Origin of the sequence: Rhodopirellula europaea 6C (assembly GCF_000338295.1) — a bacterium.
GTDB classification, from domain to species: domain Bacteria; phylum Planctomycetota; class Planctomycetia; order Pirellulales; family Pirellulaceae; genus Rhodopirellula; species Rhodopirellula europaea.
This window is the reverse complement of record NZ_ANMO01000256.1, coordinates 34684-51769: the sequence shown is the minus strand read 5'-3', so window position 1 is coordinate 51769 and position 17086 is coordinate 34684. Positions and strand designations below refer to the sequence as shown.

Genomic DNA, 17086 nt, shown 5'->3' with positions numbered 1-17086 from the left:
GATCAATCCTGAACGCTGGTTTTGCCAGGGCCATCCAACATCAGATATTTTGCAACCCGTGCTTTAATGGATTGCTCCAAAGATCGAACTCGATCCTGGTCAACATCGCGTCGGTACTCGTTGTCACGCTCGACATTGCCGACGTCGGGCCGAATCGCTTTGAATTCGCGACCGTGTTGGCTCGAGACAACGTTTTCGACGACGGTGTTCCCATCCGTCGAAACCTTCAGCGCGATGAAGCGATCACCGCGCTGAGAGCGAGTGTCATAGATCAGGTTTCGTAAGAGTTGGTTGTGATCCGCGATCGATGGCGTCGGCGAGGAACTGGCGACCGCGTCCACGACATAAATGGACTGCTCTCCCGCGTCCACGATCACGTTCGATTCCAAACGATTGGCGGACGATTGGATCAGCACACCCTGCTTGGTCGAACCGAGGACAACGTTGTCCCGGATGACATTGTTTTCCGAGGATGACAAAACAAAGATCCCACGACCGTGGTTCTCGATGAAATTGTGCTCCACCAGGTTGTTCATCGCATCATTCGGCAGGCGAACCGCCGCGTACCCGGATTCCAACAAACTCTCCGCAGTGATCTCATTCCAAGCCACATAACAATCGCGATGACGACTTAGATTGATGCTTCCGTTTTCGATCGACTCGAATCGGTTGTGGACGATCCGAATGCGATCGCAGTTGTCGCTGGCGTAGCCCGATTTACCAAGATTGTCTCGGAACAAGTTGCCTTCCAACGAGATGTCCGAACAACCTTCGAGCCGGACGATTCCGCCCGCAAACTCAACATGATAAAAGTGCAGGTTACTGACATCATACATCGCCACGGTGCGGTATCGATTGCGTAGCGTCAGTCCTGCGACGAAGGCGTTGTTTTCGTCGATCCGCCGCGCATTCAGCAGATATGAGCGTAGCCTGCGGCCTTCCAAGATCGTTTTGCCGAATCCATCACCAATGAGGTTGACGCCCGAACGCAACTGGATTGGCCGAGAGAACCGGTACGTTCCGGAGGGAATATAAACCGTGTCGATGCCGGGTGAATTCGCGACGTGCGAGATCGCCTTCCCCAACGCAACGGACTGGTCTGAATCGGAGCCCGCACTCAAACCGAAATTGGTGGCGTTGATGGAACGAGACTTCTCAAGAACGTGATCACCGACGATCCACGTGCTGGATGATCGCTCACTCGGTCCGAGGGCTTCTACTTTCGGAACCGGTGGATCATCCGATCGAGCATCCTCGACCGGAAGCAAACCAAGCGTCAACACCATGCCGAAGAAGAGAATGCGATCTCGCATGGTGGACGCCTACAAAGAAAGCGATGAACACAGACGTTCTATTCCGAAACCGACTCGGACGGGAAGTTTGCGTTCGTGCTGACGGTTTGAATGTCGTCGTGGTCATCCAAGGCTTCGAGCAACGCCAACACCTTGCCCGAAACACTTTCGTCCAGATCCACGTTGGTGGAAGCGATCTGGGTCACTTCGCTGACCTCGGTTTCCATTTTCGCTTCGTCAAAGGCGACTTCCAAATCGCTGAACGCTTCGGGACTGCAAGTCACTTGGACTTTGCCGTCCTCATCGACCTCGACGTCATCCGCTCCGTTCTCGAGAGCGAGTTCGGTGACCTTTTCTTCGTCCGCACCTTCACCGAAGACAAAGATGCCTTTGCGTTCGAACAAGTAAGAGACACAACCGGTTTTCCCCAGTTCTCCACCGAATTTGCCAAACATGGTTCGCAACTCGGGTGCGGTTCGGTTTCGGTTGTCGGTCATGGCCAAGCACATCACCGCGACTCCGCCGGGCCCGTAGCCCTCGTAGAGGACCTCTTCAACGGCGTCGCCTTCCAGCTCGCCAGTGCCACGCTTGATCGCACGCTCGATGTTGTCCTTGGGCATCGAAACCGCTTTGGCGTCATCAATCGCTTTTCGCAATCGGATGTTCAGCGAAGGATCACCTCCGCCCATCTTTGCAGAAACGATGATCGCCTTGCTGAGCTTGCTCCACATCTTGCCCCGCTGAGCGTCAACACGCCCTTTGCGGTGCTGGATGTTCGCCCATTTACTGTGACCTGCCATGAGTGTTGTCCTTCCGGTTTGGATCAATCGTTGTTCACTGGAGTGCGATCGCGTCCATCGGATTCGGACCGATCCTCACTGAGATCAGCGGGGTTTCCGCTTGGTCAATTTACGGTTGGTGGCTTTCTTTCCAGCAGTGGAACTTGTCGACTCGGACGAAGCAGACTTGCCGGAGGTCGTTGACTTCCTTTTAGCCGACTTCTTCGGAGCTGAATCTTTCGCACTGCTGCTTGGCTTGGCATTGCTGCCGGACTTCTTCGCAGGAGCCTTCTTGGTTGTCGAAGTCTTGGACGATTTCTTTCCGGCGGACTTGGTCGTTTCAGACGACTTGGACGCCGTCTTCGAAGCCGACGTCTTACTGGACTTCTTCGCGGTGCCAGATGTCGAGCTTTTGGCAGAACTGGAGGACTTGTCCGTTGTCGCCTTTTTCTTGGTCGACTTGGCACTGGCAGCAGCCTTGGCTTCTGCCTTCTTCGCTTCGGCAGCCAAACGGGCCTGCGATTCAGCGGCTTGTTCAGCAGCCGACTTTTGCTGCACCGAAGACTTGGTCACGCGGCTGCCTTTCTTGGCGCTTCGCTTGACCAAGACGGCCGACTTCGCTTCCGCTTCTTCAGCAGCTTCCGCTTCGGCTTCTTGTTTGGCGGCTTCGCGTTCTTCTTTCTTACGAGCCTTCACTCGTTTGATCGCTTCTTCTTTGCTGGTCAACCATTCGTCGAGCTCTTTCGAACTGCCTTTGGCAACCGATTCGAGGAAAGTCCGAGCGGTCTTGTCCTTCGGATCCATCAACAATGCCACGGCTGGTTGATGCATCAAAGCTGCGAACTCAACGCCTTTGCTCTTCGGCACGGCTCGTTCAAGTCCTGGAACGCGACCATCGGACGCTTCCGCTTGGCTAGCGATACCGGTGACCAACATCACCACCATGGCGGAGTAATCGATTGGGATCGAGTGACCACCGAGTCCATGCTGAATGATGTAGCTGAGAACGAAGGGAGTCATCGATGACATGCCTTCAAACTTCGCCACGGCTTTGCCGAGGTTTTCTTTTTTAAGGTGATCCAAATCAAAGCTGTAAAACTCTTCAAAGATCGCTTGAAGAATGGACTTCAAACGTTGAGCGGCTTTATTCGGATCTGGAAGACTCGACAGAACGGCGGCCAACTCAGTCACCGTGGTGACGCGGACTTCGTTCCAATCGAAATAGTCTTGCTCCAACTTCGCGAGGCCTTCGTCGGCCAAATCAGCGGGGCAATCTTCGAGCAGGCAGGCATACAGCGCGTGTTCGAGGAGAGGACGCGACGGGGTGGCGGGGGCCACGTCGTAGTGTTTTTTCAAAGCTGTTTGCAGCTTTGTAATCAGTTTCGCGCGGTTAGTGGCTGACATCTAAATGCGGTAATCAATCGTTTGAGTGGGGAGTGGCGTCTTCGCCAGAATCATTTTGGTCACGATCGTCGGTCGCGCCTTCTTTTTCTTGCTGAATCCGGGCAAGAATCTCGCTCACCGTCATCGCGTTCTCTTGGCCGCGATCGACCTCGAACCGCAACTTGGGCGTGTAGCGGGTATCCATTCGGTTGGCAATTTTGCTCTGCAGGAACCCAGCTGAGTTTTGCAGTCCACGCAGCGACAGGTTCTTCTGGGACTCGTCGCCCATCACGCTGACCTTGACCTTGGCCTCGCGCATATCGGGTGAAACCTCGACCCCAATGACCGTGACGTCACGAACACGTGGGTCACGGACTTCGGTCACGATCGCATTCGCGACCACTTCGCGGATCGCTTCGGCGGCTTTGAGCAAACGTCGGCTGGACAAAAGACAAACTTCAACAGAGAGGAGCGAGCAAACGCATCAGAAAAAACGTCACGCGGGCAATGATGCCCGCATCGACCGCTGGACTGAACTCATTCCGTGATGGTCGCTGACGACACATCGATGCCATGTGCCGTCAGTTTCCGACTCGAAGATCAATCGAGTTTTCGAGCGACTTCTTCAATCTTGTAAGCTTCCAATACATCGTCTTGCTTGATGTCGTTGAAGCCTTGAAGACGGATACCGCACTCCATGCCGCGAGGCACTTCCTTGACGTCTTCCTTGATCCGACGAAGCGTGTCGAGCTGGTAATCGCCGATCGTTCGCCCGTCTCGGTTGACTCGAATGCGGCAGTTTCGCTGAATCGAGCCCTGTGCGACGTAGCAACCCGCGATCGTGCCAACTCGGCTGATCGAAAAGACTTGCTTGACCAACGCACGGCCGAGTTCGACAACGCGTTCTTCTGGTTTCAAGCGTCCTTCGATCAACGCACGGATGTCATCAGTCAACTTGTAGATGACGTCGTAGCGACGGATCTCAACACCGCGTTCTTCGGCCAGTGATCGAGCTTTATCATCGGGGATCACGTTGAAGCCCAAGATGACCGCGTCGGAAGCACTTGCCAGAGTCGCATCGGCGAGCGAGATGCCACCCACACTACGTTGCAGAACTCGAATCTCCACTTCGGGATGATCGAACTTGCTCAGTTCTTTGTCGATCGCTTCCAGCGAACCACGAGCGTCGGCTCGAATGATCAAGTTCAGCTTCACGGTGTCAGCCGATTCACCAAGCTTGCCGTCTTCCAGCATCTCTTGGAACGAGTCGAAGCTGACCTTGGTCGTGATACCCGACAGGCTCTGACGACTCGATTCGCCTTCACGAGCACTCGCGATTTCGCGTGCTTGTGAAATGTCCTTGAGGACGTGGAATCGATCACCCGCACCAGGAGGCGTATCGAGCCCCATCAAACTGACAGGAGTACTCGGCCCTGCTTCCGTGATCGGTTTGCCAGTCAATGTGTCTTGCATTGCACGCACCCGACCGTGAGCCGGACCGCAAACCAAAATGTCGCCGACCCGAAGTGTACCGTTCTGAACGATCAGTTTCGCAACCACACCGCGGTCGCCCTGTTGTTCCGATTCCAAGCAAACGCCCAACGCCGATCGATTCGGGTTGGCCGAGTACTCGTTCAGTTCAGCGATCGTTAGCAACGTGTCCAACAACTCGTCCATCCCGATGCCTTGGGTGGCACTGGTTCGAACGATTTCAACATCGCCGCCCCATTCGCTGGGCGTGAGTTGGTGTTCGGTCAGTTGTGTCATGACGCGGTTTGGATCAACCCCTTCGAGGTCAATCTTGTTCATCGCAACAACAATTGGCACTTCAGCCGCTTTCGCGTGACTGATGGCTTCTTCGGTTTGCGGCATGATCCCGTCATCGGCAGCCACAACCAAAACTGCAATGTCGGTCACGTTCGCACCGCGGGCACGCATCTCGGTAAACGCTTCGTGACCAGGGGTGTCAACGAACGTTACGGCGCGACCGTCTTTCTCGATCTTGTACGCACGGATGTGCTGGGTGATCCCGCCAGCTTCGCCTTTCACGACGTTAATGCCAACCAAGTGATCCAGCAGGCTGGTTTTTCCGTGGTCAACGTGGCCAAGGAAGGTCACAACCGGAGGTCGCGCGACCAATGTATCCGGGGCGTCAGCCGTTTCTTCGATCTCAGTGATCAACTCTTGTTCGAGCGACTCAGCGGCCTTCAACTCGATATCAAGATCGTGTTCGGTCGCAAGCAACTCGGCGGTTTCAAAATCGATATCCGCGTTGATGTTGACCATCATGCCCATGCCCATCAGGGTTCGCATCACGTCAGCGACGCTCAGCCCCGATGCCTCGCAGAAATTGCGAACGGAACATGGCAATTCGACCTGCACCTTGTCTTTTCGAGGTGCGGCAGTGTTGACACCCTTGCGACGGATACGAGGACGCGAACGTCGGTAGTGATGACGATCTCCGCCATCGGATCCGATGATCCGACGACCACCACCGCCGCGTTGCCTCTCAGCACGAGCACTGGCCATACCCGCCAAGCCCTTCTTCTTCGGCTTTTCGTCTTCGTCGATAATGCGTTTGCCACGCCCGGCCAGTCCGACTGTACCTTCGGCGGTCTTCTTGCTGCGTTGTTTCTTATCCGCTTCGTCCTGTTCGAGACGAGCAAGGGGAGCTTTCATGCCCTGCTTGTGGCCTTCGATGACATCGCGGGTCAGTTTGATATCTGGTTTTTGGGCTGCCGGTCCGGAACTGCCGGTCGGAGCCGCAGGCTTGGCTGGAGCACTCGGCAGTTGCGCCAAATTGACTTTAATGCGAGGTTCGCGTTTCTTCGACTTCCCAGCGTCGCCGGTCTTGCCAGCTTCTTCGGGACGATTTCGCGAACGATCCAAGGACCGCATTTTTCCGCCCGCGGACGCGGAGTCACGGCGAACGGCAGACAAAGGCGTTCCGGGAGTGTTGGGAACGACACGGCCAGAGGAATTGTTGCCCATCCGTCCCGCGATTCGGCTTGCCAATCCACCGCCCTTGTTGGACGAACCATCGTCGTCGGATGACGCGACTGGTGCCGATTCACGCTTGGGTGATTCAGGAGCCTTGCGTCCACCGCCGTCCGATTTGGGACCGGGGACGTTCTGAGCAGATGCGGCCGATTCGGGCTTGGTCGATTGACCATCCGTTTTGGCGCCCATGCCGATCCCGCGACCGCTAGGCGACGCCATACCGGTTCCGACCCCACCAGTCTTTGGCAGGCGGACTTCTGGTTTCGGCGAACCGTCTGCTGCCGTTGACTCAGGAGCTTTCGCTTCTGGGGCAGGCGCCAACTTAGGCGTTCGCACAATCGGTGCAGGCTTGCCAACTGGGCGGCCGCCATCACGAATGGGCTGCGCCGGTGCGTTGGGATTGTCGGTGGCCTCCGCGGGTTTGGCAGAGCGACCAACATTGATCGCCGATGGCTTTCGACCGATCGCTCCGCTCAAATCACGAACGGGTGCGACGGGCGCCGTGGGCGTATCCTTGGTTGGAGGGGCAGCTTTTGGCTTTGGTTCAGATTTCGCAGCGGAACCGGCGAGATGACCTCGCACTTGCTGGGCCTCTTCGTCTGAGAGACTGGCCAGCGCGGAACCTTTGCCCGTGATACCGGCTTTTTTTACCGCATCAACGAGTTCTTTGCTGTCGAGATTCAGTTCTTTGGCGAGCGCGTAAATGCGTACTGGCACTGGGTCGGGGTCCTGTCAAATTCGATAGGTGAAGTCCGCTCGCAATTCCTTGCGGCTGCGGCTTCGTGGTTTCGTTCATCAAAATCGCATAAAAAGACCTCCATCGTTGCTACCACCAGTTGGTGACAAAGCACCAGACTCGCTGAAAACAACGGGGAATTTCATAGCGTTCAAATTGTCCCAAGGACGATTGCAAAGACCAACTTTGCTTCTGTCCCACGTTAGGATAGCGTACGTGGGCCGTTTTTGAAAACGGCTCACTCAACCTTCCTGCTTGTTACCATCAGCCTCAGTCGATTCAACCGCTTCGGCGACCGGCTCAGGCTCTTCGGATTCAGTCTGCCCCTCTTCCGCCACTGGCTCGCCAACTTCATCAGCGGGGTCGGCGGGGGCCTCTGCGGTGGAGGTAACCTCCGGTGTTTCGGTTGCAACTTCAGCCGCAGACTGATCGCCTTCGGCTGCTTCTGCATTCTCCGCTTCCGCGGTTGCTTCTTCCGTGCTCGCTTCGGCAGCTGGCGTATCAGCCTTTGCCGGAGCAGGAGCGTTTTGGTCGGTTCGCTCTTGGTCTCGTCGAACGCGGCGTTCTTCTGCGGCGGCTTGTTCAGCTTCTTCCGCTTTGGCTTCCGCCGTTTCGACAATCCGATCGACATCCGCTTCGCTCAGGCCGCTCATTTCCATGAACAGGTCAGGCTCGATCACGGACAAGTCGTCATATGACAAATAGCCTTGCTCGACCAACGCCTGAGCGATCTCTTCGGTGATGCCCGGAATCTGACTGAATCCACCCACCGCTCGCTCGATTTGTTCTTCAAGCTCGGCGTTGGTCATGATTTCAATGTCCCAGCCGCAAAGCTTGCTGGCCAATCGAACGTTTTGACCACGACGACCAATCGCGAGCGAAAGCTGGTCTTCTTGAACCAAAACAATCGCACGACCGATCATGTCGCACAACAGAACTTGATCAACTTCGGCAGGTTGCAGAGCGTTGGGGATCAACACTTCAGGGTCGCTGTCATAGCGGACCACATCGATATGCTCACCAGCCAACTCTTCGCGAACGGCTTTGATCCGACTGCCGCGATAACCAACGCAAACACTGATCGGATCGATTTGCTGGTCTTCGCTGCTGACGGCAACCTTGCTTCGGTAGCCAGGTTCACGAGAGATCGACTTGATGGCAATCACGCCGTCGTTCAGCTCAGGGATTTCTTGCTCAAACAAGCGTTGTACGAATTGTGGCCGCGTACGAGACAACACGACGCGAACGCGGTTGCCACCGGATGGCCGGACTTCAAATACGATCGCACGGACGCGTTCGTTCGCATGAAGACTTTCACCAGGAATTTGTTCACTGCGTGGCAAGATGGCTTCGACATTGCCCAAGTTGACCGTTGCAACGCCGCCGTCGGCACGCCCAATCATTCCGCTGACGATATCACCGATCTGATCGCGGTATTCCAACATCAAGGCGTCGCGTTCTGCTTCGCGGACCTTCTGGATGATGACCTGCTTCGCCGTTTGAGCTCCGATGCGACCAATTTGATCGTCGCCGAGAGGTTCGCCAGCCAAGGTCGCGGCGATCGCTCCGTTGTCACGACTGATCGAAACAATCACATCCGATTCTTCGCCATACTGCTTCTTTGCCGCGCTTTGTAGAGCCGACTCGATCGCCTGGAACAGCAGTTCTGGATCGATATTTTTATCGCGATGCAGCGAATCGACGTATCGCAAAATGTCTTGCGGATTCATGGCGAAGAGAAGGCTAAAGACGAAAAGATAAAAAAACAGCCCGGACCGAATCGGCCCGGGCGAACGATTTCCCTGGTGATGAGCCGAGACTATCGCTCGGCGGTTGAATTGTCAATCCGAACTGGGGTCAATCCAGCTGCGATTGTGGGGTTGGCTCCTCGGATGGCGTTTCCGTTTGCTCCGACGATGAAGCAGGGGCTTCGGTCGCAGTTTCCTCCGCCGCCTCGGGTTCGTCCTTGGCAGCTGCTTCATCGACAGACTGCGGCGATGATCCTTCGCCAGCTTCCATCACGGCCTCATTGGAATCCGACTCGCCGTCCTCGTCAGCGGCGGGCGTTTCGCCGGACTCTTCACTGCCATCTTCCGCCGCGGCGTCAGTTTCCTTGGGTTGCTCCGGAGATTCCAAGGCCACCGCTTCGGACAACTTACCCGATGGTCGCAGCTCGTATTCTTTGCCGCCAATTTCCAACAACACCAATCGAGCCGAAACCGATTTAACGCTTCCTTTCATCGATCCGATCTCAAACGAATCTCCGACTTGCAGCTTCAGAGTTTCACCGCGAGTCCGAACGTTCATCCATGCCGTCCAGTCGTCGCGGCCCTGAACCAACGCGGTCAGATAAGTCTGCGTCGCGTCGTCGAACTTAGGTGGCAATGGGTCGGGTTCTTTTGGCGGCGGAGGGTTCTCAAGCTTGACGACCAATGTCTTTTCGATCTGACGACGCGGATAACCGGTGTCCGTCATTCGAACGACAACCTGCAACGGTTCTTTGTCAGACGCAGCCGATGCGTCACCTGATTCTTCACCGTCTTCAGGATCCGCAGGCGGGTTGAACGTGAACGTTCCCGAGTCGGCTTTGAAGCTGGCCCACTCAGGCAACTCACCTTCCAACTCATAAGTCACTTCGGTGCCTTCGGGATCATCCACCTTCAAGCGGACATCCGTCTTTTCACCTTTGACGGCAACCAATGTTGCATCACCGGCATATACAGGCGGCTGGTTGGGTGGCTGGAAGAAATTGCGATTCAAGATCGCCTGGCGTGTTTCGTCGAGCGACTTGGCAACTCGCCAAGATTCGCGTTCCGGAATCTTCGCGTCGATCGCTGCGTTGTTGAGCGAGATCGCATCGATGGTCATCTCAACATTCAGATCACCCGTTCGCGACGGACCAAAGTTCAGTTCGCGAATTCGATGCAGGTAATCGCGAGCGTAAAAGTCATGCAACAGCCCGACCAACCCATCCAAGGATGTCTTGCCGGAAACGCGAAAGCCGTAACGGTAGTAAAGATCGCCAACCGGCGCGTCGCTGACGGGGTCAACGCCTGCGTCTCTCAACCCGGCTTCGCGGACCGTCCCCAACAACCACGATTGATAGGTGCTCTGAGCCCGCTCTGGGTTGCTGGGCAATGAACGCACCATGTACTCGCCCATTTGACGATCGGCATACGCACCGGCCAATAACTTCTCGTTCAGCGTGTTTGCTTCGTTCTGCAAACCTGCCAAGCGGTTGTCACGAAACTTGATCGCATCTCGGTAGCGATTGAATCCCCACTGGAACGCAATGACCACAAACAGGCCGCCAACGGCCATCGCTAAAAAGCGTTCACGTTGAGTCATGACTGCACCTCCGGTTGAACGTTCACGTTGAGGCTCGCCGACTTCGAAGCTTCTTGGGTTTCCTGGTCAGGCGGAGTTGCATCGGGATCCGGGGTGGATTCGCCGCCCGCACCTGCTTCGGTCGCGGATTCTTCTTCCGCGGCTTTAGCAATCCGCTCGTAACGATCCGCACGAACGCTTTCGGTTTCCACCGAGACGGTTTCGCGAATTTGCCAACGGTAAGCATCTTCGGTGTCAACTTGGCTGGCTCCGTCGCCGACGACGCGGTGCGATTCATCCCGCAGCGACGACTCCATTTCGTCGATCACATCAGGTGATGTTACCAATCCAGAAACGACCATCCGTCCACCACCCTGGCGTGAATCCGCCTGAGCGGAAACCTGCTTCAAAATCAACTGATCCGATGGAGGCAGTGCTTCGGCCAGACGTTCGATTTCCTCCAGCCAGTTCACGTCGGCATCCAAAAATTGATCCAGTCTCTCAGTTCGCTGAACACTCGCGTCGGCGACTTTGACCTGGTCTCGCATCGTCGCATTCGCGGCTTCCAAACGTTCAATCTCCGAGTCGCGAGAACTGAGTTGGCTCCAGAACAACCATCCCAGTCCCAAGACGATCGCCGCGGGGATACCAATCATCGCGGCCATCTTGCCACGGTTGGTGCTCGGCGGAATGTACTGACGTGGATTCGCGAAATCGATCAAGCGATCCGCGTAAGCTTCATCGGCGACCAACAGACCAACCAACGGTGCCAGGCGGCCGACGGTCTCACCGACCGAAGGTTCCACCGAAGAATCGCAGTCGACAATCTGCAGTGGGTTGATCAACCGTTTCTCGGAAGGCGTGTCCTGGCCTTGGTCCAATCGATCGGCGAGTTGATCCAGCTCTTCACGATGGCGATCGGGCGTTCCCCAAATCGCAATGTCGCAAGGCGAACCCGATGCCCCGCAAGCAATCATGCTGCGGCGAAGCTCACCCGCCAAAGCGTTGACCCGCGCCGGTGATTGCGAAGGCAATCGGACCGACCGCACAAATGAAACATCTCGACCACGGAACAAAACGATTTCCGCTTCGTCACCGACCAAGTCAATCAATGCCAACGTCGACCGAGTCGAATCGTTGGTCTTGTCTCTCAGAATGATTTGATACAGCGCCGCCGCAGCGATGGGACGAAGTGCGATCCGACCGACGGTCATTCCGGCTTCGCTGATCGACTTTCGGATCGGATCGAGCCTGTTCGCACCGGTCGCCGAGACGATCGCCCGCACGCCCTTTTCGGTTCGGCTGGTCGGCAGATAATCCACCGTGGCACTGTCGCCAGCGGACGCAAACGTTCGCACTGCTTGAAACCGGATCATGTCCGGCAATTCCTCGTCCGGAACAGGCGGGAATTCCATCTGACGAAGCTCGGCTGAATCGCGTCCAACCGCGACCAAGCACTCCGATTTTTCCAAACCGTGCTCTTGGATCCATTTGCGCAACGTGGATCCCACGCCGGCGGTTTGAATCGGCAAAATCGCGGCATCAACGATTCGCGTTTGCTTGCCGGAAACCTCTCCGACCACAATCCGAATCTGCTGTTCGTCCCAATCGACGGCTACTTTTTTAGTCATGGTGCAATAGTTTACTCAGTTGTTGTCCGGAACCACGATGTTTCCGCCCAGGACCGACAGATCGAACCCGCGACCCAAATGCGTCAGGTCTCGGTAGTGAACCACACGCGGATTCGGTGTGGACGCGTCAATGATGGCTTCGCCTCGCGCAGCCAAACCGGAGCCCGAATCGAACCCGATGACTTGAGCTCGAAAGACGTCGCCGCGAGCGGTCACCAACGGCAACAACGCTCGCATTTGATCCACGGTGACTAAACCCTCCGTGAGCGGCCAAGTTTCGTGATTGCGATCAGAAGTTGTACCACCCACGTCCTGAGAACGTGCTTCGAGGATCGCCGACATGGTGTCCTCATCGACCAACGGAACGCCCATCAACAATTCCGCCGGACACTCGTTTAGGTTGATTCGGCCTGGCAAAACGTCGCCGTCTTGGGTCGTCAGTTGATCCATCAGGAACGGCAGGAACTCGGCCAACAAAGTGGGCTCGCCAATCAAAGGCGATGTGTACGTGAACGTTTCGCCGTTTCTTTCCAACGAGACTTTCGCGTCGATCAGATCGAGAACCTGATTGAATTCGACGGCGGCTCCTCCAGTCAGATCGAAATCGTCCAAAGCTTCGACGGACCACGGCAACACGGTCCCTTCTGATTCAGAATTTGCGTTATCAGCATCCTGAGCTTCGATTCCCTGGGCGGCCAACGCTTCGGCACTCGCACCGCTGACCACCGAGTCGGCGAGAGACGACTCTCCCGAAATTCGATAGGCGACTATGAACGACGCGAATACTTCGTCACCGATCGCAGTCATCAGCTCTTCGTAGAGGACTTCGAGATCATCGCCGTTGATATTGACCCGGAATTCACCATCCATCGTCTTGTTGGCTTCGGCGCCGTGGACCGTCAAGTAACTGGCCCAACCAAGAACCCCAGGTGTCTCGATGCTAGCGGCATATCGCTGCTGCTCGTCGGGATCCAACACGCCGTTGCGATTGCTGTCCGCCCCAAATAACAATTGAGGTGTGACGCCGCGAACGAGCAGCAGTTCCTCCACCGTTTGCACTGGCCCATTTGCCGCTGCGTAAGGTGTCGCGAGCGATGTGTAGTACTCGTCTTCGCAACCGTTTTCGCGTGGCTCGGTGTCTTCATCGAGCCAATCCAAAATCGCATCTGCGATCGTGACATCCATGCCCGGCAAAGTCATCAACAACGTCACGGCGATGTTTTCGCTCGACAAATCAGAATCCTCCGACGCGGTCGCATCACCCAAGATGCCACCCGCATCGACACTGCCACCGGACAGTCCCGTCAGCATGTTGATGGCATCGGAGTTTTCTTCTAACACGGTCAGAGCGTTGATATTCAAACGAGCCGATTCGTTCTGCAATCCATAACGAATGCCCCCCAGCGTGCCCATCTCGGTCAGGCCGGGTGCAAGCACAGTGAAGTTGCTGGTCGGGTTGCCCTGCGATCCATCGGTGATCGGCACCCCCTGAAACATACTCGGGTTGTTGAAAACGCCACCGGCGTCTTCTCGCATCGAAGCGGGTTGAGCCAACACCAAACGGACCGCTTCGATCCCCGAATCGACCGTTGCTCGTGCCTGAACCAAATCGCCCGTCAAGTAAGCGGTTTCGTCCGCTGCGATCATCAAGTCGGTGAACGAGTAAACCGCCATGGTCGCGACCGCGATCACGATCAAAACCAGCACCAGAAAGAACCCGCGGCGACGAGCGTTTCGCGCGGCCGGTTTGATGCACGAATCATGCGTTGGACGTTCCAAGGACTCACCCAACTTTCGCGATGATTTATTCTGCGACGACATCGGGTGCCTCCGCGGTGCTGGCGGCTTCTTGCTCTTCAAGCAAAGCTTCTCCGTCTTCGGGGAATGACATCGGAAGACGAATCACGTGAGTGAAAACGCGACCTTCTGTTAAACCAATTGTGGTGGAACCAGCAGACTCGCCAAATGCCGCACCCGGCGACGCGGGCGGAGCCAACTGCAAACGAACACGAATCGCCAGCGGCAAATACCCGGTTTCGTCGGTGCTGTACTGCGGCAACCAGTTCACACCGTCGTAGTATTCAAACGCAATCGCGACAACTTCGGGAGCGATCACTTCACCGGTTTGATCCAAACGGGACGATCCACCGGTCAACATCGCCTGCATGCTGATGGCTCGATCCAACTGACGTCGAACCAGACCACCACCCGTCGAAGCCGCGTTCGTGGTTGCGTTCTCATCCGTTGCCGCCAACTTTTGCATCTCGTCTTGAATTCCAAACGAGCCCGCGACCTGAACAAAATAAGTGACTGTTTTAATGTCGCTGGGACGGTCCAATAGATCGACGCCGGAGCTGATCGCCAAATCAGGATCAATCGCGGTTTGCTCCAAACTGGGCAAGCGGCTGACATCGATCTGCAACTGAGTTTCATTGCCGATCAAACCAGGCGACTGCAGAACAACTCCGGACGTTATCCCCATGTCCGATTCCAAAGTCGGATCACCATTGAGCGTGTCGGGATCATCCGGCGGCAATTCGTCATCACCTTCGCCCGCGGATGCGCCACCGCCGGTCAACCCGAGACTTTCAAGCGGAGCCGCCGCCGCGGACAACACATCCGACAAGGCGTCGGTGGAAACCGGGCGAGTGACCAGCGTCATCCGTAAATCATCTTCGATCAGTTGCAGCAAAGCCGACGCGAGTTGAGCTTCACGAAACTGTTGTTCCGCATTGTCCATTTCGCGAGCGTAGAAATTGATCGCACCACTGATCAGCCCCATCAACACTACGCTGAGCGCGAGCGTCAAAAGCATTTCCAGCAAGGTGAAACCGGCACGTGGAATCACGACCGACTTTCCGTCCGCGAACGAGTTGTTCGGGCGGCGACTATTGGATCGATGCAGATTCAGCACTGGCTTCCTCCTCTCGCAAAGCGGCTTCTTCTTCCGCCAACTCTTTCAGTCCCAACAATGGATCGATCATCCAGCGAGTCAGCGAATAAGTGGCGAGCGCCGGACCGCCATCGGGATCCAAAGCTTCCACGCTCACACGAACGGCCAACATGCCTTCCATCGGAGCGGGCACAACATCGATCTGCGCCTGGAACATAGTCGTCGCGTCGGTGTCCATCGCCTCCACTGGCATCGCCGGGGAAGCCGCGGGCGTCATCCCGGTGGAAGCCGAAACCAACAACTCCGACATCTTGCTGGATGCAATCAACCGAGCCTGGCTGAGGTCGCGAGCTTCCCGTGCCGCGTCCGTTCCCGTCCCAGCGATCTGGGCAAGGATGCCGAGCGAAACGCCAAGGATCGCAAGCGACAACATCATTTCGAGTAGCGAAAATCCGCGTCGCGGTGTGCTGCTCGATCGGCAAGGTAAACCGCTGACCATTCGATTTGCGTTCAAGGTGACACCTCGACGCTGGTATCCCCGGTCAAACCACGCAGCAACACCGCGCCCGATCCAGCCTCAAGATGACTGAGCGTGATTCTGGCGTTGCTCGTCTGGCCAGTCGGGTAGAAATAGATGGGTGGGAAATCCGAAGACGCGGTCAGCACGACTTCGCCATTCGTTTCGGGAACCGTGGCGGTCGTTGATTCGGTCGCGTTGATCAGCAACGTCGCCGCTTCCGCACTGCTCTGTCCACCAACTGGCGAAGTCAACACGGTAGTGATCGTCACGCCTTCGGGCATTTGAATGATTCTCGCGTCGGCCTCGACCGGTGTCACCGCGGATGCATCGAGTGCCTGCGAAGCACCGGACAGCAACGCCGACTGCGAACCAGATTGATCGATCGCCTGAGTTCCATCCGCAGCGGAACCAAGCGGCGAAACGATCCAAGCATTCGATTGACTCGCTCCGGATGCGTCGACAAAGTTTGCCTCCGTTGGACGTAGCACCATCACTCGACCGTCTCGCATCGCACGAACTCGCAACCGAGTCATCTCAGCGGCGAGTTGATCCGTCCCGCGAACCAACCGTCGATCGGACAACAACGCACCGGCCGTCGGGATGATCACCGCCGCGATGGCAGCAAACACAGCCATCGCGAGCAACAGTTCCAACAAGGTGAAGGCGGTTCGCGACGCGAACCTGGTGCGCAAATGGCTGTCAGCGCGAGACGAATGCGTCATGGCAATCAGCCTGACACGATGATGTCATCATCCGTGTTGACTTGACCGTCGATTCCGCCGCTGCGAATCTCGAACGTGTTTCCGTTCACGCTGTAGGTCAATGCGTTGCCCCAGGCATCCAGAGGAATTTCTGTGATGATCGGAGCAACCCACTTGGCTTTCTTGGCCGAGTCGCTGGGTCCATCGCGGAGTTGCTCCAGCGTTTCTGGCAACGAGTTCATCCGGATTTGGTACATCTGGATGTTGCTCTTCAGCGAGTTGAGCTGGGTTGTCGTCGCGTTGGCGTTCGCCTCGGCTTGGGCACCGGTGATGTTGACCAACACGATCCCGCCAATCACGACCAGGATCGAGAGCACCAGCAACAGTTCCAACAACGTGAAGCCGGCGCGAGCAGCGGTGCTGCGACGAGAGCGAGGGGAAGTCGATGTCGCGGTTTGGCGACGGGCTCGGTGAGCCACACAGTGGTGATCAGTGAGCATCATGAGTCGAAACATTCTGCAAAGGTGGGATGGGTAGGAAGGGCTCCCGCCGGATTGACCGGTTGGCACATTGGCCGCCCGAGGGCGAAAGCATTCTTCCAAGCGTACATTGAAATGAACCCCAAGCCAGCCCCGAAGTTTCGTGGATCGGGTCAGGTTGAACGATTTGCGACCGATGGCTTTCCCCAGCCTCACGCGACAACCGGGCTTGAAACTTTTGCCAGCCACCAAAATTTAGAAAGTGGCTGGTTCAACGAACGACGCCTTCGCGGCGATCCAACGTGGCTCATTCGCAAGCAAAGTTTTGCTTTTCAGCGAGCTCGG

The 17086-nt window shown here is 56.4% G+C and carries 13 protein-coding genes; all 13 read right to left on the bottom strand.

Annotated elements, in window-relative coordinates; translation table 11 throughout:
* Window positions 1–2: 2 nt before the first annotated feature.
* The 13 genes from RE6C_RS27010 to RE6C_RS26950 all read right to left on the bottom strand — a co-directional run bounded on the left by RE6C_RS27010 (window position 3) and on the right by RE6C_RS26950 (window position 16765).
* Window positions 3–1313: a glycosyl hydrolase family 28-related protein gene (locus RE6C_RS27010; RefSeq protein ID WP_008661814.1), complete on the bottom strand. Its 1311-nt coding sequence runs from the start codon at window positions 1311–1313 to the stop codon at window positions 3–5.
* A gap of 38 nt (window positions 1314–1351) precedes the next feature.
* On the bottom strand, window positions 1352–2092 hold the full coding sequence (locus RE6C_RS27005; protein ID WP_039963587.1) for a YebC/PmpR family DNA-binding transcriptional regulator: 741 nt from the start codon (window positions 2090–2092) through the stop codon (window positions 1352–1354).
* An 84-nt stretch (window positions 2093–2176) separates the two neighbouring features.
* Window positions 2177–3475, bottom strand: coding sequence for a hypothetical protein (locus RE6C_RS27000; RefSeq protein WP_008661812.1), 1299 nt, complete (start codon window positions 3473–3475; stop codon window positions 2177–2179).
* 13 nt (window positions 3476–3488) lie between these two features.
* On the bottom strand, window positions 3489–3902 hold the full coding sequence (gene rbfA, locus RE6C_RS26995) for a 30S ribosome-binding factor RbfA (RefSeq protein ID WP_008661811.1): 414 nt from the start codon (window positions 3900–3902) through the stop codon (window positions 3489–3491).
* A gap of 152 nt (window positions 3903–4054) precedes the next feature.
* Window positions 4055–7171, bottom strand: coding sequence for a translation initiation factor IF-2 (infB, locus tag RE6C_RS26990; protein WP_008661810.1), 3117 nt, complete (start codon window positions 7169–7171; stop codon window positions 4055–4057).
* Between the two features lie 261 nt (window positions 7172–7432).
* Window positions 7433–8920: a transcription termination factor NusA gene (nusA, locus tag RE6C_RS26985; protein WP_008661808.1), complete on the bottom strand. Its 1488-nt coding sequence runs from the start codon at window positions 8918–8920 to the stop codon at window positions 7433–7435.
* 127 nt (window positions 8921–9047) lie between these two features.
* A complete protein-coding gene (locus RE6C_RS26980) occupies window positions 9048–10538 on the bottom strand; it encodes a hypothetical protein (RefSeq protein WP_008661807.1) in 1491 nt (496 codons plus the stop codon).
* Entirely contained in the window at window positions 10535–12148 is a 1614-nt protein-coding gene (locus RE6C_RS26975) for a type IV pilus biogenesis protein PilM (protein ID WP_008661806.1), read from the bottom strand. Before RE6C_RS26975 ends, RE6C_RS26980 begins: the two co-directional genes overlap by 4 nt.
* A 15-nt stretch (window positions 12149–12163) precedes the next feature.
* Window positions 12164–13969, bottom strand: coding sequence for a type II secretion system minor pseudopilin (locus RE6C_RS26970; protein WP_039963585.1), 1806 nt, complete (start codon window positions 13967–13969; stop codon window positions 12164–12166).
* On the bottom strand, window positions 13953–14996 hold the full coding sequence (locus RE6C_RS26965; RefSeq protein WP_039963583.1) for a prepilin-type N-terminal cleavage/methylation domain-containing protein: 1044 nt from the start codon (window positions 14994–14996) through the stop codon (window positions 13953–13955). Before RE6C_RS26965 ends, RE6C_RS26970 begins: the two co-directional genes overlap by 17 nt.
* Window positions 14997–15036: 40 nt before the next feature.
* Window positions 15037–15540, bottom strand: a complete 504-nt coding sequence (locus tag RE6C_RS26960; RefSeq protein WP_037198762.1) for a type II secretion system protein — start codon at window positions 15538–15540, stop codon at window positions 15037–15039.
* A gap of 11 nt (window positions 15541–15551) precedes the next feature.
* Complete coding sequence (locus tag RE6C_RS26955; protein WP_008661803.1) at window positions 15552–16283, bottom strand: prepilin-type N-terminal cleavage/methylation domain-containing protein; 732 nt, start codon at window positions 16281–16283, stop codon at window positions 15552–15554.
* Between the two features lie 5 nt (window positions 16284–16288).
* A complete protein-coding gene (locus RE6C_RS26950) occupies window positions 16289–16765 on the bottom strand; it encodes a type II secretion system protein GspG (protein WP_037198759.1) in 477 nt (158 codons plus the stop codon).
* Window positions 16766–17086: the final 321 nt, after the last annotated feature.